This is a genomic window from Bacillus sp. P4_D3, from assembly GCF_056401855.1.
In genome coordinates, this window is record NZ_JBFUIN010000026.1 from 1 (window position 1) to 26,312 (window position 26,312).

Below are 26,312 nucleotides of genomic sequence, written 5' to 3' on the forward strand. Positions count from 1 at the left end.
ATACTGCCTCGTGTGGAGTGTTATACCCCTCGTCCCTTTGGGGTTGCGAGAACACGATGAAGCACTAACTTGTGTAAATTTGATTGAATTGTATAGATTTAGTTAAGTTTATCGTATCGGTGCTATGGAGAAGGTAAAAGCAATACTATTTGATAAAGATGGGACATTAATGGATTTTCATTCAATTTGGATAAAAGTGGCTGAAGAACTTGTGGCGGAATGTATAAATTTATATGAACTGCCAAAGTCAATGCAGCCTACTTTATTAAAAGAGATCGGCGTGGAAGGGGTATTGGTGAACCCTCGTAGCGCAATAGCGGCAGGAACAAGCCTTGATGTTGCAAAGGGGCTTTGTAAGTATATTGCGTCAGCTAAGGAAGAGGAGATGCATGAGTGGGTAAGTGAAAAGTTATTTTCTCTTATGTACGAGCACCGTTCCTATATGAAAATGACGGCGGATTTACCGAGAATTTTACAAATTTTAAAGGATAGAGGATTTATTTTAGGTGTTGTGACAGCTGATGATTTTGCACCAACAGAATTATTTTTAAAACAATATCAATTAGAGTCCTTTTTTGATTATGTTGTAGCTTCAGATACATTTCCAGCACAAAAGCCGGATAAAAGAATTATAGAATCTTTTTGTGAAAAGTTTCKTTTAGAGTCGTGTGAAGTGGCAGTCGTTGGAGATACGCCAACTGATTTACATTTAGCTAAAAACGGTGATTGCTATGCAATTGGAGTACTATCTGGTACAGGAGATCGTCAAACTTTAGAACCACTTGCGGATTTAGTAGTACAATCTGTTGGGGATTTTATTTCTCATTCAGGTGAGTTTATTTGGGAGCAAGGAAAGTCTAATGTGTAAGAAAAATAAGTCTATAGGGACTCTTAATGAGTCCCTGTAGACTTATTTTTTATGTTGAAATAGAAGGCACGTAGGATGAATGCTGGAAAAGAATGTTGGCATACATTTTGCAATATAAAGAGAAAACATTGTATAGAAAAGGGTGGGGTACACAATGAACACAAAAAAATTTGCTAAAGTAAATGAACAAATTCCAGGACCGAAAGCAGCGTCTTTATTAGAACGCCGCCAAAATATAGTACCAAAAGGAGTAAGTAATGGTATTCCAACATTTGTACAGTCTGCAAATGGTGCACTCGTAACAGATGTGGATGGAAATCAGTACATTGATTTCGCAGGAGCAATTGGGACAATTAATGTAGGACACTGTCATCCAGTTGTTAAAGAAGCGCTTCATAAACAAGTAGATCAATACATTCATACTGGATTTAATGTGATGATGTATGAGCCGTATATTGAATTAGCGGAAAAGCTTGCTGCATTAGCACCAGGTAATTTCGATAAACAAGTGCTGTTTTTAAATAGTGGGGCAGAAGCAGTTGAAAATGCAGTGAAGATTGCTCGTAAATATACGAAGAGACCTGGAATTATCGCATTTTCTAAAGGGTTTCATGGGCGTACATTAATGACAATGACGATGACAAGTAAAGTAAAACCATATAAATTTGGATTTGGTCCATTTGCTCCAGAAGTATATAAAGCGCCATTCCCATATGAATACCGTCGCCCAGAAGGGTTAACAGAAGAGCAGTATGATGATTTTATCATTGAAGAGTTTAAGAACTTCTTCATATCAGAAGTAGCACCAGAAACAATTGCAGCCGTTGTAATGGAACCTGTTCAAGGGGAAGGCGGATTTATCGTTCCAAGTAAGAAATTTGTTCAAGAAGTACGTAGTATGTGTTCAGAGCACGGTATTTTATTTGTAGCTGATGAAATTCAAACAGGCTTTAGTCGTACTGGAAAATACTTTGCAATTGATCATTATGACGTCGTTCCAGATTTAATTACGGTATCTAAATCATTAGGTGCTGGTGTACCGATTAGTGGCGTTATTGGGCGTAAAGAAATTATGAATGAGTCTGCACCGGGAGAACTGGGCGGAACGTATGCAGGAAGCCCACTAGGATGTGCGGCTGCATTAGCTGTGCTTGATGTAATAGAAAAAGAGAAATTAAATGATAGAGCGATAGAATTAGGGAAAGTCGTAATGAACCGATTCCAAGAGATGAAAAACAAATATAATTGCATCGGTGATGTGCGCGGCTTAGGGGCAATGTGTGCATTCGAGCTCGTTCAAGATCGCAAGACGAAAGCGCCTGATAAAACATTAGCGTCTAATTTATGTGCAGAAGCAAATAAACGCGGATTACTTCTACTATCAGCAGGAACATATGGAAATGTTATTCGTGTGTTAATGCCATTAGTTATTACAGATGAGCAACTTGAGGAAGGTTTAACAATAATTGAAGAATCATTGCTAGCTTGTTATGAGCAAGCAAATATCGCTCGTGTATAAAGAATTGGGATGACTTAAAAAAGGGCATAAAGCTTTTCTTTTTAGGCGGAAGAGAGCATCTGGCCATGCATAGAATCGGTCAGGCCCTTTTCCTGCCCCATCCCAAGCTAAAACAAAGTGAGGGTGTGGTTGCGATGGCATTCTGTATTTTTCAAGGCAGCGAATTATGTCTTGAAAAATATAAATAGATTCGTATAAATAACAAATTGAAAACATTCTAGCTGACTCTATATAAAATGCAGAAAATTCATTTTATAATAAAGGTAGTAAAGTGAATCGATGGATTTGAAGTAGGGAGTGGCTAGAATGGTTGCAGAAAAGGAACGAATGTTGATGGATTTACAAGATGTATTTGAATATGCATTTGATGAAATTTTTGTTACGGATGATAAGGGAATCGTTGTACGTGTAAATAGTATGTGTGAAAGACATTACCAGCTCTCTGCTAAGGAATTAGTAGGAAAGCATGTACAAGAACTACAGAAAGAAGGAATTTTTTATCCGTCTGCAACGTTAGAAGTAATTGAAAAGAAAAGGCCAGTTGAACTTGTTCAAACAACGAAATCAGGAGAGTATTTGCATGTTCGTACAAGGCCTGTTTTTGATGATGAGGGAAATTTAAGAAGAGTGATTAGTTATTCTCGTGATCTTACTGAACTCTATCAATTACGTCAAAAGGTAGAGGAAATGGATAATCAGCTAAAGACATATAAGAAAGAATTAAGAGAAACATATGAGCATGAAGGGCTTATTTTTAAAAGCATCGCTATGCAAAAAATAATCGAAACAATAAAAAAAGTATCTGTGGTAGATAGTACTGTTCTCGTATTAGGTGAGACTGGAGTGGGGAAAAGCCGATTAGTACGCCATTTGCATGAAGTGAGTCACCGGAAGAATGAAAGTTTCTATGAAATTAATTGTGCGGCATTGCCAACGAATTTAATCGAATCTGAGCTTTTTGGATATTCAGGTGGGTCTTTTACAGGTGCAAATCGTGAAGGGAAAAAGGGGCTATTAGAATCAGCACATAAAGGGACCCTTTTCTTAGATGAAATTGGTGAAATGCCGCTTGAAATTCAAGCGAAGCTTTTACAAGTATTGCAAGAAAAAACGTTTCGCCCTATAGGCGGAAGAGAATTAAAAAAGGTAGACGTTAGAATTGTAGCGGCAACAAATAGAGATTTAAGTACGATGGTGAAACAAGGAACATTTCGGAAAGATTTATACTATCGTCTGAATGTCATTCCAATTTCAATTCCGCCACTTCGGGAGAGAACAGAAGACATTTTGCCGCTCATCTATCATTATTTACAGCATTTTAATAAAAAGTACGGACGTGATGTGAAGTTAGCTCCTAGTACGTTACAAATGTTTGTAGGGTACCCTTGGGAAGGAAATAATAGAGAGATTGAAAATGTAATTGAACGAATTGTTATCACTGCTGATGATTTTGTAACGGTAGAAGATTTGCCACTATCTATGCAAGAGACAACGGTTGAACAATCCGGACAAAGTCTTTATAGAATGCTGGAAGAGGTAGAGAGAAATATTATTCTTAAAGCGTATAAAACGTATGGATCAAGTTATAAAGTGGCTGAGTTTTTGCAAATAAGTCAATCTGCTGCCACTAGGAAGATTAAGAAGTTCATAGAGGAGGAAGAAAACATTGGATAAAAAAGCGACGTTCGTAAACTTAGAGAAAAAGGCGATGTATATAAATGGTGAGTGGATTACACTGCAAGAACAAATCGAAGTGAATAATCCAGCGACAAAGGAAGTATTTGCAACTGTACCAAAGGGCGGGATTACAGAGGCAAAGCAAGCAGTTGATGCTGCACATGAAGCTTTTAAATCATGGTCAAAATTAACGGCAGCGGATCGTGCAGTAAAGTTAAAAAAGTGGTTCACACTCATTGATGAAAATAAAGAAGAAATTGCAGCAATCATGACGAGAGAACAAGGAAAGCCGTTTGCAGAAGCGCTTGGTGAAGTGAACTATGCAAATAGTTTTGTTGAATGGTACGCAGAAGAAGGAAAGAGAATATACGGTGAAATGATTCCTGCTTCTCACCCGAATAAGCGTATTTTAGTTATGAAGCAACCAGTTGGGGTTATGGCAGCTATTACACCGTGGAACTTCCCAGCTGCTATGATTACGAGAAAGGTAGCTCCAGCACTTGCAGCAGGCTGTACAGCAGTTGTGAAACCAGCGAGTCAAACGCCATTAACTGCATTGAAGTTAGTTGAATTAGCACATGAAGCAGACATTCCAAAAGGTGTAATAAATATTGTAACAGGTAGTGCAAAAGCAATTGCTGATACGTGGATGGAAGATGAGCGCGTTCGAAAAGTTTCCTTTACAGGATCAACTGAAATTGGGAAAGAATTAATGGCTAGTGCTGCACAAACGATGAAAAAGGTTTCGCTTGAATTAGGTGGTCACGCTCCATTTATTGTTATGAATGATGCTGATTTAGATAAGGCGGTAGAAGCGGTAATTGGTTCGAAATTCCGTAATGCAGGACAAACGTGTATATGTACAAACCGCGTCTTTGTTCAAGAAGAAGTGTACGAAGAATTTGCAGGAAAGTTCACAAAAGCTGTAGAGCAGCTTAAAGTTGGAGATGGATTCGGCGAAGGAACAACTGTAGGTCCACTTATTGATGCGAATGCAGTTTCGAAAGTACAAGAACATATTGAAGATGCAATTCAAAAGGGCGGAGAAGTTTTATACGGTGGCCATAAATTTGCAGAGTTAGATGGTTATTTCATTCAGCCAACAGTAATTGGATTGGCAAATGACACGATGCTTTGTATGAATGAAGAAACATTTGGACCGGTTGCACCAGTTGCGAAATTTAAAACAGTTGAAGAAGTAATCGAGCGAGCAAATAATACACCATATGGTTTGGCTGCTTATATTTTCACAAAAGATATTAGCCAAGCATTCCAAATTAGTGAAGCGTTAGAGTACGGTATTATCGGTTTAAATGATGGCCTTCCATCAGTTGCACAAGCACCATTTGGTGGCTTTAAAGAAAGTGGTATCGGACGTGAAGGAGGCCATTTCGGCATCGAGGAATATTTAGAAATTAAATATATTTCGTTAGGACTATAAGTAGTATACTAGAATCTCTATAAGGTAACAGAGAAGGAGATTCTAGTATGGTATATTGGCTATTATTACTCGTAACAATTATTTTTGAAGTAGCTGGAACGATAGCGATGAAACTATCGAACGGTTTAACAAAGCTCGTTCCAAGTGTACTTATTTTTGTCTTTTACGGTATTTGTTTCAGTATATTTGCTATCGTCGTAAAGAAGATTAACTTAAGTATTGCTTATGCGATTTGGTCGGGCTTAGGGACACTTCTTATTACGATTATTAGTGTGTACTTTTTTAAAGAGCATATTAACTTATTCCAAGCATTTTGCATTTTATTTATTGTTTTAGGAGTAATTGGACTGAAAGTGTCATCGGCATCATGAAAGCTATCTTTTGTAGAAGATAGCTTTTTTCTATTTGTGTAGTTAGCAATTACTACGACAAAATATGACAAGAAAACGTAAAGAGTTTTGCTATGATAAAGTGAAACTTTAATCAGTGGGGGTTTTGTTCATYCCCCACTGATTATTAGCCTTCACCAATCGGGCGTTTACGGGCAGTTGATCTCCCACCTAACTTCTTTGCTCCAACTGAATTTTGAGGTGGGAGTTTTACTGCCCGTTAATGCGGGATAAATATAAAAATCTTGTCTCATATAGGGGGAAGAGTATGTTAAAGAAAGTGAGTCGAATTGTTTTAATTTGTGGCATGGCTTTTAGTTTAAGTGCTTGCACAGAAACTAAAAACAGCGATGAAAGTAAACAAGAGGACGTTCAAGATAAAGTTTATAAAATAGGAGAGACGGTGGACGTGGATGGTTTGCAAGTAACTCTCGATTCAGTTCAATTAGGGTATCCCGATTACACTACAGATAAAAAGAAAGATGATATTTTAGGGATTGTTTTCACGGTGAAAAATAATAGTAAAAAGGACATACTTTTTGCATTTTACGAATTTGAGATTACAGATAAGAAAGGTACAAAGTTTAAAGAGTATAAATATGATAGCTTTACGAGTAAAAAGGTAGCGCCGGATGGGAAAATTCAAGATGTAATGCTATTTGATGTAACGAAAGAAAATACATACATCGCTACATACAGGCCTGAGTTTACGCATGAGAATAGAACGATAAAATTTGAATTGAAGCCGAATAAATAAAAACACATTGGGTAATCCAATGTGTTTTTATAATGGTTAACTTAAAACGCCCAGTTACCTTTACGGAAAATCGGCTCATGTCTTCCATCAGCTGTAATACCGTCGATATCAAGCTCAGCTGATCCAATCATGAAGTCTTCGTGTGTAATACTAGCGTTTGCACCATTTTCAGCAAGTTCTTCTTTAGACATTGTTTTCCCGCCATCTAAGTTAAATGCATAAGCATTTCCAATTGCAAGGTGGCAAGATGCATTTTCGTCAAATAGCGTATTGTAGAATAAAATATTTGTGTTTGAAATTGGTGAATCATGAGGTACTAAAGCTACTTCGCCTAAGAAGTGAGAACCTTCATCTGTTTCTACTAAATGTTTTAAAGCTTCCTCACCAGATTCAGCTTTATAGTCTACGATACGTCCGTTTTCAAATGTTAACGTAAAGTTATCGATAATGTTACCTGCAAATGCTAACGGTTTTGTACTAGACACTTGGCCGTTTACACCTGTTTTAAGTGGCATTGTAAATACTTCTTCAGTTGGAATGTTAGCCATAAATGGTACGTTCTTTTCATTTAAGCTACCAGCACCAGCCCATACATGCTTCTCTGGAAGTTCAATTGTTAAGTCTGTCCCAGGACCAGTATAATGAAGAGCTGTATAATGTTTTTCGTTTAAGTAATCAACTTTTGTATGTAGCGTTTCATCATGTTCTTTCCATGCTTCCACAGGATTTTCTAAATCAGCACGAGTAGCTTTGAAGATAGCATCCCATAGTTTTGTTTCTTGTTCTTCTGGCGCTACGTCAGGGAATACTTTTGCAGCCCATTCTTTCGTAGGAACAGAAATTACGCACCAGCTTACTTTATCTGCTTGTACATAATCACGGTATACTTTCATCGCTTCTCCAGCTACTTTATGAGCTGTTGCAATTTTCTTTGGTTCTACACCTTTTAATAGATCAGGATTCTCTGCATAGATGGACATAAATGCAGCGCCTTCTTTTGCTAATTCTTCACGAGCATGTGCTTTCCAAGAAGGGAATTCAGAGAAAGCTTCTTCAGGAGCTAGATCGAATTTTAAGCGTGTTAACGTCTCATCATTCCAATCAACATATACGTGTTTTGCACCAGATTGATATGCTTTCTCTGTAACGAGGCGTACAAACTGTACAGCCTCTAGAGGTGCACTAATTGATAAAGTTTGTCCGGGTTGAATATTAACACCAACATTGACTGCCAGGGCAGCATATTTCTCTAACGTTTGTTCAAATGACATATGTATAATCTCCTTTATTTTGAAAGATTTCTTACTATATATAATACAAGAAAATTCTAAAAATATATATAAATATAAAGTAAAAAGAGAGCTCAAAATGTATTGAGCTCTCATATTTACTTAATTGAAGAGGCAAACTGTTCAACTGTAGTTGTATGGTTTATACGAACGCGTTTTATCTTTAACAATTCATCCGGTTCATCTTTCGTAATGAACTGTCCAGGCTTTGTTGTCGTTGCAAATTGATAGTATTTCTTTGTTTCTGCGACAACTTTATCGTCTACATGACCGAATGGATAAGCAATTGCGATAACAGGCTTACCTGTTATTTTTTCTAGCTTTTCTTTTGATCCTTTTAACTCTTCGTCATAGTTTGTAATTTTCGGCAAGTCTGCATGTGTCGCTGTATGAGATTGTACAGAAAAAATACCTGAATCAACCATTTCTTTTATTTCAGATGTAGAAAGGGCGCCTTCTACATCAACGTTATCAACAATCATATATTCCGTTGCCGCTGGCTTAAAAGTATCATCTTTTAGTTTTTGTAAAATGCGAAATGCATTCATATTATTTTTCATACCGTCATCAAATGTAACGAAAACCGGCTTGTTTACTTTATTAATATCGCCCCAGCGTTCAAATGTTAATAATGTATAACCATTGTCTTTTAAATACTTCATTTGTGCTTCAAAGTTAGCGGGTGATACGAATAAATCTTTAATACCTTGTCCATGATAATCATCAATTGCGTGGTACATAAGAACAGGAACTTTTTGCTCGAAAGTAATAGTAGATTTCGTAAGTGGRATAGCTTTTCCGCCCTCTGTTGTTCCTGTTGCTTCAATTTGATATTCACCGCGTTTTCCTTCAAATTCTTTTATATCAAAGGGAAGTGTAAATTGTTGATCTTTCTCTTTAGAAGAAAAAGATTTAGCACTTTCCTTTCCATCAGCAGTGCGCCAAATTTTATATTGTACTTCGGTTAAAGAATCCTTTATGTCTGTAATATGAATATTTACGTTTGTAGATTCGTGCATAATGGGATTATAAGAAATTTTACCTTGTTCCCGCACCGTCTCTTCTTGTTTTTTGGCCTCTTGTACCTTTATCTCTTTTTTAGGTTCTTGGCTTACATTGCTAGTATTACAGCCTACTAGAATAGCAGATGTACATAAAGCAATCGCTGCGTATTTTCTCATGGAATCACCTTCTATTGTGTATTATGTTGCATACTTACATTAAAATCCCCACCGCTATAAGAGAGGTGGGGATATACCCTTGTTCATCATATCATTTTTAGATATGGGATAGGTTAGTGACTTTGAATAGAGGTATTCTTGCGTTTCTTACTAGAATTGATAATAATATAACCGACCACAAAGATAAGAGGGATAATGAAGACATAGATAGGTATACCCCATACATAATAGCTTTTCATGCTTAAAATTAATAAATATAAGAAATCGAAAAGGGCGTGGGCTTTCATAATATCCTCCAATGTATTTTTTTACAAATTATAACATTGTTCATTTGTAATTTGTATATTTTGGTAAATGATTTAAGTTAATTTTAAAGTAAGAGAAAGGTTTATTAATATGCAATTTTGCATATGTAGAGTAGTTTCTATTAAAATATAAGGGTTTTGGACTATAATAAAGCCGCTATAAATTTAAGTAAGAATGATGTATGGAGTGGAGAATAGAAATGAAATATAAAAAAATAGTATATATCCTTCTCATATCGCTATTCATAGTCGGTTGTCAAAGTGAAACGAGTAAAGCGAATAGTGTGGAAGAGTATATTCCGCCGCATCTTATGAATGCGGAAGTTACAGCGGATATTATGACATTAGAGATGGATCCAGATGCTCTTAAAAAGGTAGGGAATATTGGTCAAAGAATGAGAGAGCATCTAGTGAATAATATGGAATGGTATTTAAAATACGTAGAAGAGCATGCAGAGAAAAAAAGTTTCCCATATCATCCTAATTTCGGTGTTACAAAAGAAGAGTATGAGTTTGTACTAAATGCAATTGATCAAAGTAAATTGGTTAATACAAAGGATGGAAAGCTGAAATTCAAGAAAAAAAGTGACCATGAAGTAGAGATTTTTTCAAGTGAAAGTATAAAACTCCTTAAATATATAGTTATTGATACGGAGAAGAATACAGTAAAAACATCTCTAGGCGAATGTGAATATTTTGGAGAAATACTGGCATCGCCAGAACAGAAGTTAACTGGTCCTTGGCACGGAAAACAATGGATGTTAAAAAAAGATGACTTAATATATATGTTTTCTTTAGGGAAAATGGAAACAGGAAATAAATCAATTATTGATATTTCGGTGAAAGGTGAATATAAGGGAGAAATTATTAATAAGGAAGAGGCATTAGAGTTTTCTTCAGTTTCTTAAATGATGATAATAAAAAAATCACCTTGCTGTCTAAGCGAAGGTGATTTTTTATTAAATAAACAATCCAGCGATTGTTGCAGATAAAATAGAAGCAAGTGTTGATGCAAATAGCATTTTCCAACCAAATTTAGATACGATGCTTCCTTGTTTTTCAGAAAGGGCACGGATTGTACCAACAATCGCACCAATTTGGCTAATACTTGCGAAGCTAATTAAGAATACTGTAACGATTCCAACTGTACGTGGAGATAATGTTGCAGCAGCGCCTTTTAAATCAAGGATTGCTACAAACTCGTTTAATACAATCTTCGTACCCATAATACCACCAGCTGGGATAATATCTTGAGTTGGAATACCCATTAAGAATGCGAATGGAGAAAGTATATAACCGAAGATTTGTTGTAAAGTAACAGCATATCCCATTGCACCTGAAGCAGCGCTAATTACGTAGTTTACAACTTCCATAACACCAATGAAGGCAATCATTAATGCGGCAACGATACCAGCTACTTTTAACCCATCAAGCGCACCGTTAATCATAGCGCCGATAAAGCTATCTCCGAATAAGCTTCTATCAAATTTTTGAATCACTTCGTCTTCTTTTTTCGTATCAACTGGTGTTAATAACGAACAAACGATTAAGCTTGAGAATAAGTTTAGCGGAAGAGCTGCTAATACATATTTCGCATCTAACATCATAACGTATGATGCTGTAACAGAAGCAGAAACGGAGCTCATTGCTGAACAACAAATGATAAACATACGGTTTTTATTAAAATGCTGTAAATCGTTTTTAATAACGATTAACGCTTCACTTGAACCGAAGAATACAGAATTTACTGCGTGGAATGATTCAACGCGTGGTAAACCAGTAATTTTTGAAAGTGCACCGCCGACAATACGAACGATGAATGGTAAAACACCTAAATAACTAAAGATAGAAAGTAGTGCTGAGAAAAATACGATAATTAATAATACATTTAAGAAAAAGACAAAATCTCTTTGAATTCCATTAAAGAGAAAATCGACACCTGTCGTACCAAGTTTAATTAGTTTGTTGAAAACTTTACTAATGAAGATGATAATTTGCTGTCCGATCTTTGTGCCAAACATAAACCAACCGATTAAAATTTGGAAACTAATCATAATAGCAATTGCACGGAAGTTGATTTTACTTCTATTGTTTGACAAAGCAAAGCATAAACCTAAAACGACAAGAATACCGATAATGCTCATTACATATTGCATGTAGTTGCCCCTTTCAGAAGTTCGTATAAAGTTTTTACATAAAACGCTCGTTATATTACTAAAAATAAAGTAATGGAAGTTTCATGTCATACGTAAGATGTCTGACCTTTTTGAAAAATAAAAAAAGACCCCTATGGATTCACTTTCATCTATGAGAGAAAGCTAATCAATAGGAGTCCTTTTTATACATAGGCTAATATTCATTAGTTTTCCCCATAGTCCAGCAATTTAAGGTTGCCGGGTAGAAACTCTCGATCCATATTATCGACTATATATGAGGTAACATCGTCCGTATTAAATTAGTAGTAGCGTAACATTACTAGAGAACTATCGTCAATAGCTTTTTTTCTTCCAATAGAAATAGACCATATAAGTATGATAAAATGTAACGCAGTGTTATGAAAAAGAGAGGTCGGAAAATGAGTACAAAAATGACGCCACCAGTTGAAAAAAACGAGTTTATAGATGTAGTGTTTGAAGATTTAACACATGATGGTGCCGGTGTTGCGAAAGTGAAGGGATATCCTATTTTCGTAAAAAACGGATTACCAGGTGAGGAAGCGCAAATTAAAATTATTAAAGTGAAGAAAAACTTCGCGTTTGGTCGTTTAATGAAGCTTCATCAAGAAAGTCCATATCGTAAAGATGCAGAATGCCCCGTGTACAACGAGTGCGGCGGTTGTCAACTTCAGCACTTAACATATGAAGGACAATTAAAAGCGAAAGAGAAACAAGTACGTGACGTTATGCAGCGTATCGGCGGACTAAGCGATGTTCCTGTTCATCCTGTACTTGGCATGAAAACCCCGTGGGTATACCGTAATAAAGCACAAGTGCCAATTGGAGAACGCGAAGGTGGACTTGTAGCTGGTTTCTATCGTCAAGGAACGCATGACATCATTAATATGGAATCATGCTTAATTCAGGCGGAAGAAAACGATACATTAATTCAAGAAGTAAAACGCATTTGTGAAAAGCACGGTATCGCGGCTTACAATGAAGAGCGTAACAAAGGAACACTTCGCCACGTAATGGCTCGCTACGGACAAGTAACAGGGGAAATTATGCTTGTCTTCATTACACGTACAGCTGAACTGCCAAATAAAGAAGCAATCATTGAAGAAATCGCAGCGAAATTCCCAGAAGTAAAATCGATTGTTCAAAACGTAAACACGAAACGTACAAACGTTATTTTCGGAGATAAGACGACAGTACTGTACGGATCAGAATATATTTATGACTTTATCGGTGACATTAAATTTGCGATTTCAGCACGTTCATTCTATCAAGTAAACCCAGAACAAACGAAAGTGCTATACGATAAAACGTTAGAATACGCAAAATTAGATGGTAACGAAACAGTAATTGATGCCTATTGCGGAATCGGATCAATCTCCTTATTCTTAGCGCAAAAAGCGAAAAAAGTGTACGGCGTTGAAATCGTCCCAGAAGCAATCGAAGACGCAAACCGAAACGCAGCGCTAAACAACATGACAAATGCTGAATTTGGCGTAGGAGAAGCAGAAGTAGTCATTCCAAAATGGTACAAAGAAGGCGTAATTGCCGACACAATGGTCGTAGACCCACCGCGTAAAGGCTGTGACGAAGCATTACTAAACACAATCATCGATATGAAGCCAAAACGCGTCGTATACGTATCATGTAACCCAGCAACATTAGCACGTGACTTAAAAGTACTAGAAGAAGGCGGATATAAAACGCAGGAAGTACAACCTGTTGATATGTTCCCGCATACTACTCATGTAGAGTGTGTGGCTTGGCTTAAGTTGGTATAATAAAAAAGCAGTTGATATAGAAAAAATCTATACCATCTGCTTTTTGGTTTATAAAAATACCATTCATAAGCGATTTTAGTTAAAATAAATATTGCTGATTTTCACAAATTATAAATTGAGAGTTTGAGGATGTATTCATAGTGAGAGGATTTGAATTTGAAATGATAGATAATTTTTGGCGTGATTTACCACGACCATTTTTCGTACTTGCACCAATGGAAGATGTGACAGACGTTGTTTTCCGTCACGTAGTAAGTGAAGCTGGTCGCCCAGATGTATTTTTCACAGAGTTTACAAACTCGGATAGCTATTGTCATCCAGAAGGTATGAAAAGTGTACGTGGTCGTTTAATTTTTACAGAAGATGAACAGCCGATAGTCGCGCATATTTGGGGAGATAATCCTGAATATTTCCGTCAAATGAGTATTGGTATGGCAGAGCTAGGATTTAAAGGTATCGATATTAACATGGGCTGCCCTGTACCGAATGTGGCATCAAGAGGAAAAGGTAGTGGCCTTATTCTACGTCCAGACGTTGCAGCAGAACTAATTCAAGCAGCAAAAGCAGGCGGACTACCTGTCAGCGTAAAAACACGACTTGGCTTTAAAGAGTTAAGTGAGTGGGAGGATTGGTTAACGCATATTTTCAAACAAGATATCGCAAACCTTTCTATTCACTTACGTACAAGAGAAGAAATGAGCCAAGTAGATGCACACTGGGAGCTAATTCCGGAGATCAAAAAATTACGTGATCGCATTGCACCAAATACACTCATAACAATCAACGGAGACATTCCTGACCGTCAAACTGGAATGGAACTTGCTGAAAAATATGGTATTGATGGCGTTATGATCGGACGAGGTATCTTTAAAAATCCGTTTGCCTTTGAAAAAGAACCAAGAGAGCATAGCAGTAAAGAACACCTTGATCTTCTAAGACTGCAGCTTGATCTTCAAGATCAATATGCAGAAGTACTACCACGCTCAATCACAGGGCTTCATCGCTTTTTCAAAATTTATGTAAAAGGATTCCCTGGAGCTGCTGAACTAAGAAATCAATTGATGAACACGAAATCAACTGATGAAGTGCGTGCGTTGCTGGATAAGTTTGAGGCTAGTGTTGGTGAGGTAGAGGGTAGTGAGAGGGTGTAATTCTCCAACAGTTAGAGGGGAATGGATTGCATTGATTTATGGATAGTTGTTTTATTTAATTCTGAGTTTTTTTGTAGATGGAGACTGAAAGAAAAAAGTTTTAAAAGTGTAATGACCAACCAGCACCTTTGTGTTACCATGTACACCCTGCATATGTGGAGTGCTGTGGCTTGATTTAGTTTAAGATGAGGCAACTTTCCTTTTGGGAGGGTTGCCTTTTTATAATTTGATAACGGATTAAAAAACTATATTAAATGTAGACAGTGCTATTGAGCTTACATGTGATTCATTCAACCAGGGAAAATAGGATCTATAGGAGGAATTTCTCATATGTAGTTAAAATTATATTTGAATGTTTTATAATAATAAGGACTTAATAAAACTCTATAGGAGGGGATTTGTATGGCTAAAAAAAGTAACAGTGCAAAAGAAGAAATTTTAATAGAAAGTTTTAATATTTTAAAAGATAATATCGAAAAAAATGGTTCTAAATTAATGGATATTATCGGTAAGATATCTAAATTTAATTTAGATTTATCTGTTGAGATGTGGAAATATATTATTAAAAATGCACAAAATTTAATGAAAGAAAACGGTTACCGTTATACTAGTGGGGTTATTTATGCTATTAAACAGAAAACAAGTGTTTCAACCCCGATAGAAATCTTAAAAAATGAGGAAGAAATCTTAGAGGCGTGTTTTGGATTGTCAAGTGATATTTCTAATTATACCATTGCAGAAATGATTGAATTAGGAGAGATGGAATTAGCTGATAAGGCTTTAGAACTTTTAAAATCTAATAAGAATAAAGAGGAAAGTTTCGGTAGTTATTTGGAAGAAATTTGTGAAAGTTTTGTCGATACATTTGAAGATATTGAAACTTTCGATGAAGATTGGGATGACAAAGAAGAATATGATCAAAAAGTAGCCATAGCTAGTGAAGGTAGTACGGTTTTACTAAAATGGGTTAAAACGATTAAGGATAAGGAACAAAGAGCTCGTTTGAATGTGACGCTGATTGATTATGTCTAATTTACTACGGAATACTATTGAGCGGCTTAGTCAGGAGTTTTTATTAGAAGCGGAAAATTCGCCACATTTATTTGCAGATATGGCGGCTATGGAATCATATATGGCTGAGAGCTATGGTGAACGTGTGTTCATTGAGATGCTCCAAAACGCTGATGATGCACAATCAACGGCATTTTATGTATGTGAAGTGAATGGCCATGTTTTTATTGCTAATAACGGTAAGCCTTTTGACGATAAAGATGTTAGAAGTATTTGTAGATCAGGAGCTAGTGAAAAAAAACGTGGAGAAACGATTGGATATAGAGGTGTTGGTTTTAAGAGTACTACACATCTTTCAAAAAACATTTACATTCACTCCAATGAGTGTACATTTACCTTTTCTAAAAGTTTAGTTGCGGAACGACTAGGTGAGATAAATGAAAATAAAGTTCCTACTATTCGAATCCCTTTTTTATTGGAATCGTTGGATGCTGATATAGCTAAAACTTTAAATCAGTTGAAACAAAAGGGTTTTACAACTATATTTGTTTTTTGTAACTCAAATCTTCCAACGTTTTTGCAAGAAGTGCAATCAGTAACAGCCGATTACTTTTTATTTTTGCGTCATATAAGCAATATCGTAATAGATGTGGATGGTAATCAAATTGTAGGAAGTGTTATAAGAACCTCTGAGAGTGTAAAGACTCAGTTTAATAATAGGAAATACCGCTGGAAAATTTTTAGCAGTGAGAAAGCACAAATAGCCCTAGCTTTAAATGAAAAACAAGAGATTGTTCCTTGTCGTAAGGAAGAGGCTGTTTTTCATTGTTATTTGCCTACATATGAACCTAGCCCATATCTATTTAAGATTAATAGCGATTTTTCTACTGATCCAAGTCGAAAGCATATAACGTTAGATAATCGTACCGAAGAAGCTCTTATAGAGAGCGCAAATCTATTATTTGAGGCTTTAAAAGTTGGAGTTTATTCAAATAATATAAATGTAGTTCAACTCATTGAGTTAATTATGCAAAAGAATACATTCGCAAAAGTACCAAAGTTTTTTGAAAAACAATTTCAATCATTAATACAGACGAATTGGCTGCAGATGCAGGATGGTAAATTGATTTCACCGAAAGATTATATAAAAAAATCTCAGTTCTTAAATGATTCAGAATGGAATTGGATACGTCAACACACACCTCTAAAGCATACGTTACCTAAAGTAGAGGTTGGAATCTTAAATATTTTGGATAATTTTGTTAAACAGTATACGAAAGATTCTTATTCAATTAATGAATGGATTTCGATGCTGTCTACGATTGGTTTTGTGGAAAAAGCACCCGATTTAATTTTAAATAAGTTATATGCAAACTTATTTAAAAACGTTCGCAATAAGATATTGATCGCGGGTGAAGAGTTTGATATAAGTGGTTGTTATTATAAGAATAACGATATTCCATTTCATTTATCAGAAGCTTCAAAAGATGTATTATACATGTTGTTACTTGATATCAAAGATCAATTAACTTCTAGTGAAATTGAGTGGTTTATTAAAATGTATGATCTTGAGACAGTTGAAAGTCAGGATTCCTTTAATTTAGATGTATCTTTGTCTAATAATGAGAGTAGTAAAGTAACATTTGATTTTTCAAAAGGCGAATATGCTCAACAAAATGTGAAGACAGAACTATTATCGGCAATTGGTAATGATATAAAAGTGATTAAAAAGTCAATCACACGTTGGCGAGCTGCAGAGCATCAATGTGTGGAGTTTGAAGAGATGCAAGGCAATATTGCTAAAGATGTAAGCAAACAAAATCTAGGATACGACGTTGTTAGTGTAACATCGGATAAGATAGAACGTTACATAGAAGTGAAGTCCGTTAAAAGTCGTGGTGCTAAAATATCGATGACCAATAATGAATATACTGCAGCACATATAAATGGTGACAATTATTTTCTTTGTATTATTTATGAGGAGAATAACGACGTAGTGTTTGAATATATTCAGAACCCTTTGGAGAATTTAAAGCTAGAAAAAGTAGTACGTCAATGGGAATGGGCATGTGAAGAATATGAAGGAAATATATTTAAGGTTAGTAGTGATTAGATAAAGCAGGTTAATTTAAGCTAAGTACTTGAATTTTTAGAGTTCATGATTAGAACTTACAACATTGTGAAGAACTCACTGGATTAGAGTTAGTATAGTGACTTAAGAACGAATTCCAAATGGAGGAATTCGTTCTTTTTGTTGAACTAGTGGTATAACGAATGGAATAATAATAATCTTGGTTAAGATATATAAGTTGTATCAAAATATTAATATTGAGAGGGTGTTTTAGCACAATAAAGAGTCAAAAGAAGCCTTTTATATAAGAGATTCATTAGTATAGTTAAGTATCTTCTTTCATTAACCGCTCATTCACAGTAGAAACGAAATTATAAAAGGATCCCTCTTTTATGATGTTAGGGTTGAAACCCTAACTTTCCTTTTTGATAATGGTCTGAACGACATCGCCAAAGCCAATTGTAACCCAGTATTTATGATTATCAATAATTTTCTCCCAGGTTGCGTTTACAAATTTCCCTGTATCATTTCGAACCTCAGATGTTACCACTTTCCATTGAGTAGGATTAAAATTTAAAAGAGATTGAATTCCCTCATTAGGAATTTCCCTCTCTACTTTTCTCTTATTAAAGTGCTTCCCATGTAATTTCAATGTTCGTGGATTTTGGAATTTATATTTAATTCTTTCAAAGAGATAATAAGGCCCACCTTGGGCATGAAAACGCGATGTTTTGAATCTGACTCCCCAAAAAATTTCCTCCTAAGTGTAATGTTAATTTATTAATTTAAATTATTATATGATTTTGCTCAATGTGCAATTTCTGATGTTATCCAAAAATCAATTGAGTTATGAAATTATTTGAAGGATTGATAAATTCACCAGCATCTTTAATTAATGAATGTAATATTTGAGAAAACAGGTCTTTTAATGTGAGGAATACCTTTGGTTTTCTTTGGAGCTATGCAATAAGTGTTTGTAAATCTTTTATGAAAGCAATTTCGATTTCAGAGTCAGTCTGTTTGATAACCTTTTTACATTTTTTACAGCACAACAGATTAGTGAATAAGAGTTTCATAAATCTCCATTAATTTGTTAATAACAGATAGCAGTAATTATTATAAAATAATTATCGGATATCTAAATTATACTGGAGGGTTATATATGGGAAACATTTTATTTGAAGATTATCAAAATCACCTTAAAGAAAATATAGAAAAATATGAAAGAGATTATTATTCCACATGTATAAAAATAGATAAATATTGGATTGATGAAAGTTCGTACGATTATAAAGCTACATTTGCAGTAAAAGAAAAAGGTAATAAAAACTATGGTGGAATATACTATGGGATTTTGTTTAATTTTTATAACGGTGAAATTGTTGCGGATGAGAATTTGGAAAGTAAGTATATTCTGTTAGAAGATCTAAAAATATTAAATAGATATAAATCAATCGACAAAGATTCCTTCGCAACGTATAGATCCCTTGAGCAAAATTGGGTTGATTCAAATGACTTTGTTGAAACTGATAGTTACCGTTTTGCCTATGATGGTAATTGTAGTCAGGTTATTGAAATAAGATCAAGATCGAATAGCGATACATTTGAAAAAATACCTAGTGAGCTTGAAGGATACATTAATAATAAAATAATTAGAGGATTTTTATTAGGGATTAAACGAGAAAACCTGAATGAAAGTAGATATAAACTATACTTTGCCTATTCAGGAGAATTTGGTATTTATGCGTATCAAGTAGTAACTTATATACACAATCCTAATGAACCCTTAGAATTTGGATCTTGGGATTACAGAAATACAGAAAACTTATTTCAATCAAACCTATTTTCATCTAGTGATTTAGAAAAAATTTTAAGCTTAATAAATAGATGATTTTTTGTTATAGTATGTTGTTTTTATAGAAATTTACGTGGAAATGAATACGCTCTGTCCCTATTTATTTTTGTAATAAAAGCAGAAGAATTGAATATTTTTTGGGGAAAAGAGCTGTATGTTTGAGAAATCAAAGCACTGCTTTTTCTTTTAGTTAATACTGCAAGGGAAAGAGTCTTATAAACGTAATACCAGGTTTAAAAAATACGGGATTGAACCATAGGCATAATGTCTTGGGGATTTTAGCATAACCTCCACAATCATTAATCCACCTAAGACTACAAAACCAACCTCTAAAATGTTAAAGTAGTAACTTAACGACATTCATTTACACATGCTAAAAGCATTACTATAATCAACATTTCAGGAGGACAAACAATGGCTATAAGTAATAATGATATATTAATTCGAGTAAGATATGCTCTGGATATAAAAGATACAGATATGGTGGAGATATTTAAACTTGGTGGCGTTGAAGTAACAAAAGAAGAAGTGCGAAAGATGCTGACAAAATTAAAAAACAGTTACTATGATGAAGTTGATGATATTGATGTAGTTGAATATGATTACGAAATAAAATGCAATAATGTTATGTTAGAGTCATTTTTGAATGGTTTTATTACTTTTAAAAGAGGAAAACAAGATCCAAAACCAGGGCAATCGGATAGACAAGMGATGTCTTTAAAGAGTAATGGAAGTGTTAATAATCTCGTTCTAAAAAAATTGAAGATAGCACTATCATTAACAAGTGAAGATATGCTTGATATATTAGAAGACGTAGGAGTCATCGTAACAAAAGGGGAATTAAGCGCTCTACTAAGAAAAGAAGGCCATAAGAATTACAAAGAGTGCGGTGATAGATACGCAAGGAATTTCTTAAAGGGATTAGCTGTAAGCTATAGAGGATAAGAAATAAGCATTGTAACATTTATGATAAAGCAGTAAATGATATAATAGGTAGAGTAGGACGTTTGTATCCTGCTCTTTTTTATTTGTAAAAATAATTATGAACGAATACGTTAGGTGATGAAATGGTACATACATATTTAGGTGAGACAATTAATTTTCATATAACTTATAAGAAGAAAAAGTCGGTGCGTCTTTATGTAGATTCTTACGGAAATGTTGAGGTGCAAGCTCCGAAAGGGACACCTGTTGAATACTTAGTCCAGTTGCTAGAGGAGAAATGGGATTGGATTCAGAAAACACGTAAGGAAATGCAGGAGCGAGCGCTTGGACCACAGGAAAAGGATTATGATCAAGGAGAGGGCTTTCTGTATTTAGGGAGTACGTATCCGATACAGATTTCTCAAGATGCAAGTATTACGCAAGACAATGCAGTTTTTGAAGGGGATAAGCTACACATTTATGTGAATGAGCTTAAGGATGAGAAAATACAACAAGCTTTAAAACGTTTTTACTATAAACAGTGCAAGGCATTAGTAGAAAAGAGTATTAAAGCACATCAAAGCAACTTTAAAACAAAGCCTCGTTCTATTCGTATTACAGATAGTAGTCGTACGTGGGGAACTTGTGATTCAAATCTACAACTAACATTCAATTGGAAGCTAGCGATGGCACCACAGCAGGTAATTGACTATGTAGTTGTTCATGAAATGTGTCATATGGTTCATTTAAATCATGATCGATCTTTTTGGCGTCTTGTTGGGAAGATAATGCCTGATTATAAGGAAATGGAAAACTGGTTAGCGTTATCGAGTTGGAAGATGACGGTGTAGTAATGCGCTTTATATAGGTTGCGATTATTGTAAATATTTGTCGGTAAGTCGATATATTTCAAAAATCGCTGATATATTTGGAGTTGCGGTCAATATATTCAAAAAATCGCTCATATAATCTCATTTACCAGGTAATTATTGAATGAGGAGAAAGTAAAAGGAGATGTCACAGCAGACAGCTCCTTTTTTTCGGGCGTAGGAACTATCGTCCAAACTTCACAACGAAATTCCCATCTATTTTCTCCATCTCATATCCACGATACCCCTCCGAAAGTAACGCTTGCTTTTCACTAACATCACTCATCGGGATATCTTTAACATCCGTCCAATCTCTTTCTTTATCCTTACGCAATTCCTTCACAAAAACATACCGCATACTACCGCTATACTTCTCCTTCAGCGCAGCAATTTCCATTCCTTGCGCGAACTTATCTTTTAAACTAGGAATGTTAAAAGGTGCAACGGTGCAGCAAACGTAATCGTATTTGCTGTCTTCTGTTTGTAATTCGTCCATAATGACTGTGGCTAATATTTTTTGCATACCATTTCCTCGGCAGTTTGGATGAACGTTTGAGATTTCTTGATAGATGACGCGGTGTAGCTGACTTTCTGGTAGACCAATATCAAGCCCTAAATGTTCATCGTCGATAGGAGGGACTAGTAGGGCACGAAATGCGATGAGCTCGTTTTGTATAAAGGCACCGATCATCATTCCGTTTCCTTCTAGAATGTATTGAAATTCTTCTAGCGAGAGTGGTTGTAAACGACCTTTATCTTCTAGCGCTTCAACTACAACGTTTTGTAATGATAAAATTTGTTCCATATGTTCTAAAGATAGTAATGTAACGTGAAATGGATCGTTGTTTTGTTTTAGTGTTCCTTCGTAAAGAATCGTCATGTGTTAGTCCTCCTTTAGCGTACAACGTCTTGAAAGACGGTTAGTTCTTGTAATGTATCTTCGTTTATTTCAATGCCGAGTCCTGGTTTTTCGTTTAAGCGAATAAATGGTACGTCGTAATGTAAGTTTCCGATGTCTTTCGTGAATTTTAATGGTCCTGTTAGTTCGACGCTAGTAATGATTTTTTTTGAGAAAGCGACATGGAATCCTGCGGAAGAGGCAACAGATGATTCGACCATGGATCCAACTTGGCATTCAATGCCTGCCATTTCAGCTTGATGAGCGAGTTTTACAGCTGGATATATGCCGCCGCATTTCATTAGTTTTATATTCACTTTATCAGCTGCGTCTAATTTAATAATTTGGCGCATTTCACGAGAGCCTTTTAATCCTTCATCAATCATAAGAGGAAGATCTGTTTTAGAACGAATGTGAGCCATTGCGTCAATATCATCGGCTACAACAGGCTGTTCAATCCAGTCGATGTTTAAGTGACCTAATGAACGAAGTGCTGTTAATGTGTTTGCGCTATTTTTCCAGCCTTGGTTTACATCAACGCGAATCGCGATATCATTTCCTACACATTCACGTACAGCTTCAATTCGTTTTACATCTTCTTGTACATTCGTGCCGACTTTCATTTTGAAAGATTGGTAACCTTTCTTAATCATAGAGGCAGCTTCCTCAGCCATATTTTCGGGACCTGCAATACTTAAGACGTGAGTGACAGGAAATTCTTCATGGTAGCGTCCGCCAATTAATTGATATACAGGTTGATTTAATTTTTTACCCAGTATATCAAAACAAGCGATATCAATCGCAGCTTTCGCAGTAGGAATACCGTAAATTGTATTGTCCATCATATCGTGTATTTTCTCGATATTCATTGGGTTTTGTCCGATAAGAGCAGGAGCTAGTGTATGTTTTAAAACATGGAAAGTACTTTCCCATGATTCACCTGTAACGTGATCATCAGCAACGCCTTCACCGTAACCGATAATGCCGTCATCTGTTTCCATTTTGACGATAATAGAAGGCATATCAGAATAAGAACCATAACTAATAACAAACGGATCGCGAAGCGGTAAACGAATTGCGTAAAGATGAATAGCTGTAATTTTCATTGAATAAAGACCCCTTCCTGTTTACAATGGTTTTGTACATTTGATATAGTTGACGTTAAATAGTCGTTAATTAATGATAAGGAGTTAGAGAAAATGATGATAAAAATTGCAGTTGTCGGTTCAAAAGAGTTTATGGAGAATCTTTTACCTATTGCTCATAAACTAGAAGAAATAGAGATTGATCCATATATTTACCTTCACCCGGCAGAATCTTCTGAAATATTAAAGCGTTTAAAACCTTGTGATGCTATCTTTTTCTCAGGTGCCCTACCTTATTATATGGCAAAAGAAATAAGAGAACAATTGCGAATTCCAAGTACGTACTTACAGCAAGACGAGACAACTGTCGCATCTTCACTCCTTTCTATAATATATCATCAAAGTATCCAACCTCATAAAATTTCAATTGATTTAGTAGATCGTTCGTTTATTACAAATGTGTTCCATGATATCGGTCTGAAAGAAACGCCGCAAGTGATGGATTATGAAAATATGTTATGGAGTAATGATGAAATTAAGAGCATCATTGATTTTCATTTAGCTAAATATCAATCTGGAGAGGTCGATTTAGCTTTAACTAGTATTCACGCTGTCTACGACGAACTTCAAAAAATAGGTATTCCTTCAGAGCGTATGATAGACCCGACGCAATCAATTATACACGGGTTAAAAGATGCAAAAATAAAAGCTGAGTTAGCAAAAAGCCATTCAGCTACTGTTGGTGCTTGTATTATATCCTTTATAGAGTTACAAGAAAGCTCGCTTGAAAAATTAAATGTAATTTCAAAAGAATTACGTGGTTCATTTAAACAAGTTGATGAAATGACTTTTATTTTGTATACAACTCGTGGTGATATCGAATCGAGTACAAAAACAAATACAATAGATCGTTTATTTACGAATATAGAAGGAGCGGTATCTATTGGATTTGGTTACGGAAAAACAGTAAATGAAGCGGAACAAAATGCAAAAATCGCTCAAGGTTTCGCAAAAAATAATCCGATAGAGCACCGCTTTTATATACTAACAAGTGATAAAGAATTATTTGGTCCGTTCCCGAAAGAACAGAGAGTACAAAGTTTAAAAAACGATAATCCTGAATTAATGAAAATAGCGAAGGAAACGAAGCTTAGTCCTGCAAACCTGTCAAAAATTATTCAATTTAGTCAGTCGCATCCATCATTGAAATTTACAGCGGCCGATCTTTCTGAATACTTACAAGTGACTCGGCGATCGACGGAAAGGCTGTTAAAGAAATTAGTTGATTACAGGTATGCCAATATTTGCGGCGAGGAAATGCCCTATCAACAAGGGCGCCCTCGTGCAATATATGAGCTGAATTTACCATTGTATTCGTTTCAAAAATTTTAAGCTTCTAGTTGCGCTTTTTGTTTTTTCAATAGGTCTGCTTTTTCAATATCCGATAGCTTCGTAATTGTGAAGCCAGTTATACCATAAATGATTGAAATAATAGGTACGATGAAATTCAATATAGCATAAGGAGCATATTCGAATGCGCCTACTCCAAGTGTTGCGAGTATAAATACACCACATGTATTCCAAGGTACGAAAACAGAAGTTAATGTTCCACCATCTTCTAATGCTCTGGATAAGTTTTTAGAATGTAGTCCTTTTTCTGTGTACGCATTTGCATACATTCTTGAAGGAACAACAATCGAAATATATTGTTCAGAGCAAGTAAGATTCGTTGCAAAGCAAGATGCGATAGTAGAAGCGATAAGTCCTTTTGATGATGTCGCTAATTTTAAAATTTGATTTACAATTGAGCGAAGAATGCCAGTATGTTCTAGTACTCCTCCGAAAGTCATAGCGACAATTGTCATAGAGACTGTATTCATCATCGAATCTAAGCCACCGCGGTTAAATAGTTCGTCTACTAGCTTGTTTCCAGTGTCTATGACAAATCCAGTTTGGAGTGCACCGACAGATGCTGAGACAGAACCACCTTGAATAAAGACTTGTGATAAAAATCCTAAAATAATACCTACGAGAATAGCTGGTATAGCTGGTACTTTTTTAGCGACCAATACCATAACGACTACGGGTATGATTAATAGGAAAGGCGAGATAACAAAGTTTTGTTGCAATACTTGTAACGTTTGATCGATGCTTTTTGCATCAATATTGTTATCACCGAAGCTTCTTCCTAATAAAGCATAGACGATAAGAGTAATAATTAAACCTGGAATTGTAGTAAATAACATATGACGAATATGTACGAATAAATCTGTATTTGTTAATCCTGCGGCTAAGTTTGTTGTGTCTGAAAGCGGTGACATTTTATCGCCAAAATAAGAGCCTGAAATAATGGCACCAGCAACCATTGGAGCTGGGATTCCCATACTTAGGCCAATTCCCATTCCAGCAACACCAATTGTTCCCATTGTAGACCAAGAGCTACCGATAGCTAATGCAACGATAGAACAAATAATTGTAATTGAAACTAAAAATAGTGATGGAGTTAAAAGTTTTAAGCCGTAATAAATCATAGTTGCGACGATTCCGCCGCCAATCCAAGCACCGATCGTTAAACCTACAAGAATAATGATAACGATAGCGGGTAATGCAAGGCGAATTCCTTTATACATCGATTCTTCAATGTCATTCCATTTGTAACCGTATCGCCAAGCGACGATAGAAGCAACGGTTGTACCGATAATAAGTGGGACGTGAGGGCTTTGTTCTAATACAACAATTGTAACCATCATAACTGCAACTGTAATGATAATAGGGATTATTGCTATGCCAAAAGGTATTTCTCTTTTCATAAACTGCCTCCTCATTATGTATGTTTGTATTTTTAGAATTGTCGCAAAATAGACGTTATTAAGTTATAATAACTAAAAATAGATGTAAGCGTCAACATAAAAACAGAAAATATCGAATGTTCTATTTGTATGGATATCTTTATAAGATGAGTTGAAATCGGGTATTAACGGTATTAAAAAATAAATAATTGACTTTTTTCTTAAAATTCAATATGTTCATAAAAACATCTGTTTTTCATAAGTATAATTAATCTGAATGG

At 35.4% G+C, this 26,312-nt stretch carries 21 protein-coding genes and 1 riboswitch; of the genes, 15 read left to right on the forward strand and 6 right to left on the reverse strand.

Going from position 1 to position 26,312, the window contains the following annotated elements; all coding sequences use genetic code 11:
• Window positions 1-124: 124 nt before the first annotated feature.
• The 6 genes from AC1DTM_RS06730 to AC1DTM_RS06755 all read left to right on the forward strand — a co-directional run bounded on the left by AC1DTM_RS06730 (window position 125) and on the right by AC1DTM_RS06755 (window position 6,651).
• Window positions 125-868 carry an HAD family hydrolase gene (locus AC1DTM_RS06730; protein WP_477000111.1) on the forward strand — a complete coding sequence of 248 codons (744 nt, stop codon included), beginning with the start codon at window positions 125-127 and terminating at the stop codon, window positions 866-868.
• A 154-nt stretch (window positions 869-1,022) separates the two neighbouring features.
• On the forward strand, window positions 1,023-2,387 hold the full coding sequence (gene gabT / locus AC1DTM_RS06735; protein WP_016103398.1) for a 4-aminobutyrate--2-oxoglutarate transaminase: 1,365 nt from the start codon (window positions 1,023-1,025) through the stop codon (window positions 2,385-2,387).
• Between the two features lie 306 nt (window positions 2,388-2,693).
• Window positions 2,694-4,061: a sigma-54 interaction domain-containing protein gene (locus tag AC1DTM_RS06740; RefSeq protein WP_002159480.1), complete on the forward strand. Its 1,368-nt coding sequence runs from the start codon at window positions 2,694-2,696 to the stop codon at window positions 4,059-4,061.
• Window positions 4,054-5,505 carry an NADP-dependent succinate-semialdehyde dehydrogenase gene (gene gabD, locus AC1DTM_RS06745; RefSeq protein ID WP_002159479.1) on the forward strand — a complete coding sequence of 484 codons (1,452 nt, stop codon included), beginning with the start codon at window positions 4,054-4,056 and terminating at the stop codon, window positions 5,503-5,505. Before AC1DTM_RS06740 ends, gabD begins: the two co-directional genes overlap by 8 nt.
• 47 nt (window positions 5,506-5,552) lie before the next feature.
• Window positions 5,553-5,876 carry a DMT family transporter gene (locus AC1DTM_RS06750; protein ID WP_002113527.1) on the forward strand — a complete coding sequence of 108 codons (324 nt, stop codon included), beginning with the start codon at window positions 5,553-5,555 and terminating at the stop codon, window positions 5,874-5,876.
• A gap of 286 nt (window positions 5,877-6,162) precedes the next feature.
• Window positions 6,163-6,651 (forward strand): DUF4352 domain-containing protein, encoded by a 489-nt coding sequence (locus AC1DTM_RS06755; protein ID WP_016103399.1) that lies wholly within the window; start codon window positions 6,163-6,165, stop codon window positions 6,649-6,651.
• 41 nt (window positions 6,652-6,692) lie between these two features.
• Here AC1DTM_RS06755 and AC1DTM_RS06760 read toward each other — a convergent pair whose 3' ends face one another.
• Window positions 6,693-7,922, reverse strand: a complete 1,230-nt coding sequence (locus AC1DTM_RS06760) for an aminopeptidase (RefSeq protein WP_016103400.1) — start codon at window positions 7,920-7,922, stop codon at window positions 6,693-6,695.
• A 116-nt stretch (window positions 7,923-8,038) separates the two neighbouring features.
• Window positions 8,039-9,121 carry a polysaccharide deacetylase family protein gene (locus tag AC1DTM_RS06765; RefSeq protein ID WP_199709135.1) on the reverse strand — a complete coding sequence of 361 codons (1,083 nt, stop codon included), beginning with the start codon at window positions 9,119-9,121 and terminating at the stop codon, window positions 8,039-8,041.
• A gap of 505 nt (window positions 9,122-9,626) precedes the next feature.
• On the opposite strand from AC1DTM_RS06765, the gene AC1DTM_RS06770 reads away from it, so the two are divergent.
• Window positions 9,627-10,334, forward strand: coding sequence for a hypothetical protein (locus AC1DTM_RS06770; RefSeq protein WP_002140208.1), 708 nt, complete (start codon window positions 9,627-9,629; stop codon window positions 10,332-10,334).
• A 51-nt stretch (window positions 10,335-10,385) separates the two neighbouring features.
• Here the strand turns inward: AC1DTM_RS06770 and AC1DTM_RS06775 are convergent, their stop codons facing one another.
• Window positions 10,386-11,582, reverse strand: coding sequence for a NupC/NupG family nucleoside CNT transporter (locus AC1DTM_RS06775; RefSeq protein ID WP_002201948.1), 1,197 nt, complete (start codon window positions 11,580-11,582; stop codon window positions 10,386-10,388).
• A gap of 196 nt (window positions 11,583-11,778) precedes the next feature.
• A riboswitch (purine riboswitch) is annotated at window positions 11,779-11,880 on the reverse strand.
• Between the two features lie 121 nt (window positions 11,881-12,001).
• Between AC1DTM_RS06775 and rlmD the strand changes: the two genes are divergently transcribed.
• The 7 genes from rlmD (at window position 12,002) to AC1DTM_RS06810 (ending at window position 21,241) form a co-directional block, all read left to right on the forward strand.
• Entirely contained in the window at window positions 12,002-13,378 is a 1,377-nt protein-coding gene (gene rlmD, locus AC1DTM_RS06780) for a 23S rRNA (uracil(1939)-C(5))-methyltransferase RlmD (RefSeq protein ID WP_016103403.1), read from the forward strand.
• A 161-nt stretch (window positions 13,379-13,539) separates the two neighbouring features.
• A complete protein-coding gene (locus tag AC1DTM_RS06785) occupies window positions 13,540-14,529 on the forward strand; it encodes a tRNA dihydrouridine synthase (protein WP_078173566.1) in 990 nt (329 codons plus the stop codon).
• Between the two features lie 402 nt (window positions 14,530-14,931).
• Window positions 14,932-15,561, forward strand: coding sequence for a hypothetical protein (locus AC1DTM_RS06790; protein WP_088098647.1), 630 nt, complete (start codon window positions 14,932-14,934; stop codon window positions 15,559-15,561).
• Window positions 15,554-17,653, forward strand: a complete 2,100-nt coding sequence (locus AC1DTM_RS06795) for a protein NO VEIN domain-containing protein (protein WP_088098648.1) — start codon at window positions 15,554-15,556, stop codon at window positions 17,651-17,653. Before AC1DTM_RS06790 ends, AC1DTM_RS06795 begins: the two co-directional genes overlap by 8 nt.
• 1,120 nt (window positions 17,654-18,773) lie before the next feature.
• Window positions 18,774-19,502: a hypothetical protein gene (locus AC1DTM_RS06800; protein WP_088098650.1), complete on the forward strand. Its 729-nt coding sequence runs from the start codon at window positions 18,774-18,776 to the stop codon at window positions 19,500-19,502.
• A gap of 378 nt (window positions 19,503-19,880) precedes the next feature.
• Window positions 19,881-20,411, forward strand: a complete 531-nt coding sequence (locus AC1DTM_RS06805) for a YehS family protein (protein ID WP_477000112.1) — start codon at window positions 19,881-19,883, stop codon at window positions 20,409-20,411.
• 122 nt (window positions 20,412-20,533) lie between these two features.
• Entirely contained in the window at window positions 20,534-21,241 is a 708-nt protein-coding gene (locus AC1DTM_RS06810) for a M48 family metallopeptidase (RefSeq protein WP_002159470.1), read from the forward strand.
• A gap of 202 nt (window positions 21,242-21,443) precedes the next feature.
• On the opposite strand, the gene AC1DTM_RS06815 is transcribed toward AC1DTM_RS06810, so the two are convergent.
• Entirely contained in the window at window positions 21,444-22,139 is a 696-nt protein-coding gene (locus AC1DTM_RS06815; RefSeq protein ID WP_088098651.1) for an N-acetyltransferase, read from the reverse strand.
• A gap of 14 nt (window positions 22,140-22,153) precedes the next feature.
• Window positions 22,154-23,263: a mandelate racemase/muconate lactonizing enzyme family protein gene (locus AC1DTM_RS06820; RefSeq protein WP_256416101.1), complete on the reverse strand. Its 1,110-nt coding sequence runs from the start codon at window positions 23,261-23,263 to the stop codon at window positions 22,154-22,156.
• Window positions 23,264-23,356: 93 nt separating this feature from the next.
• On the opposite strand from AC1DTM_RS06820, the gene AC1DTM_RS06825 reads away from it, so the two are divergent.
• Window positions 23,357-24,634 carry a hypothetical protein gene (locus tag AC1DTM_RS06825; protein ID WP_016103407.1) on the forward strand — a complete coding sequence of 426 codons (1,278 nt, stop codon included), beginning with the start codon at window positions 23,357-23,359 and terminating at the stop codon, window positions 24,632-24,634.
• Here AC1DTM_RS06825 and nhaC read toward each other — a convergent pair.
• Window positions 24,631-26,052: a Na+/H+ antiporter NhaC gene (gene nhaC, locus AC1DTM_RS06830; RefSeq protein WP_002063594.1), complete on the reverse strand. Its 1,422-nt coding sequence runs from the start codon at window positions 26,050-26,052 to the stop codon at window positions 24,631-24,633. The genes AC1DTM_RS06825 and nhaC overlap by 4 nt on opposite strands.
• Between the last annotated feature and the right edge of the window lie 260 nt (window positions 26,053-26,312).

Excerpts from the sequence above, each read along its gene's own strand:
- gabT (WP_016103398.1), top strand. The coding sequence starts at position 1,023 with ATGAACACAAAAAAATTTGCTAAAGTAAATGAACAAATTCCAGGACCG.
- AC1DTM_RS06740 (WP_002159480.1), top strand. The coding sequence starts at position 2,694 with ATGGTTGCAGAAAAGGAACGAATGTTGATGGATTTACAAGATGTATTT.
- AC1DTM_RS06750 (WP_002113527.1), top strand. The coding sequence starts at position 5,553 with ATGGTATATTGGCTATTATTACTCGTAACAATTATTTTTGAAGTAGCT.
- AC1DTM_RS06755 (WP_016103399.1), top strand. The coding sequence starts at position 6,163 with ATGTTAAAGAAAGTGAGTCGAATTGTTTTAATTTGTGGCATGGCTTTT.
- AC1DTM_RS06760 (WP_016103400.1), bottom strand. The coding sequence starts at position 7,922 with ATGTCATTTGAACAAACGTTAGAGAAATATGCTGCCCTGGCAGTCAAT.
- AC1DTM_RS06770 (WP_002140208.1), top strand. The coding sequence starts at position 9,627 with ATGAAATATAAAAAAATAGTATATATCCTTCTCATATCGCTATTCATA.
- AC1DTM_RS06775 (WP_002201948.1), bottom strand. The coding sequence starts at position 11,582 with ATGCAATATGTAATGAGCATTATCGGTATTCTTGTCGTTTTAGGTTTA.
- rlmD (WP_016103403.1), top strand. The coding sequence starts at position 12,002 with ATGAGTACAAAAATGACGCCACCAGTTGAAAAAAACGAGTTTATAGAT.
- AC1DTM_RS06785 (WP_078173566.1), top strand. The coding sequence starts at position 13,540 with ATGATAGATAATTTTTGGCGTGATTTACCACGACCATTTTTCGTACTT.
- AC1DTM_RS06790 (WP_088098647.1), top strand. The coding sequence starts at position 14,932 with ATGGCTAAAAAAAGTAACAGTGCAAAAGAAGAAATTTTAATAGAAAGT.
- AC1DTM_RS06795 (WP_088098648.1), top strand. The coding sequence starts at position 15,554 with ATGTCTAATTTACTACGGAATACTATTGAGCGGCTTAGTCAGGAGTTT.
- AC1DTM_RS06800 (WP_088098650.1), top strand. The coding sequence starts at position 18,774 with ATGGGAAACATTTTATTTGAAGATTATCAAAATCACCTTAAAGAAAAT.
- AC1DTM_RS06810 (WP_002159470.1), top strand. The coding sequence starts at position 20,534 with ATGGTACATACATATTTAGGTGAGACAATTAATTTTCATATAACTTAT.
- AC1DTM_RS06815 (WP_088098651.1), bottom strand. The coding sequence starts at position 22,139 with ATGACGATTCTTTACGAAGGAACACTAAAACAAAACAACGATCCATTT.
- AC1DTM_RS06820 (WP_256416101.1), bottom strand. The coding sequence starts at position 23,263 with ATGAAAATTACAGCTATTCATCTTTACGCAATTCGTTTACCGCTTCGC.
- AC1DTM_RS06825 (WP_016103407.1), top strand. The coding sequence starts at position 23,357 with ATGATGATAAAAATTGCAGTTGTCGGTTCAAAAGAGTTTATGGAGAAT.
- nhaC (WP_002063594.1), bottom strand. The coding sequence starts at position 26,052 with ATGAAAAGAGAAATACCTTTTGGCATAGCAATAATCCCTATTATCATT.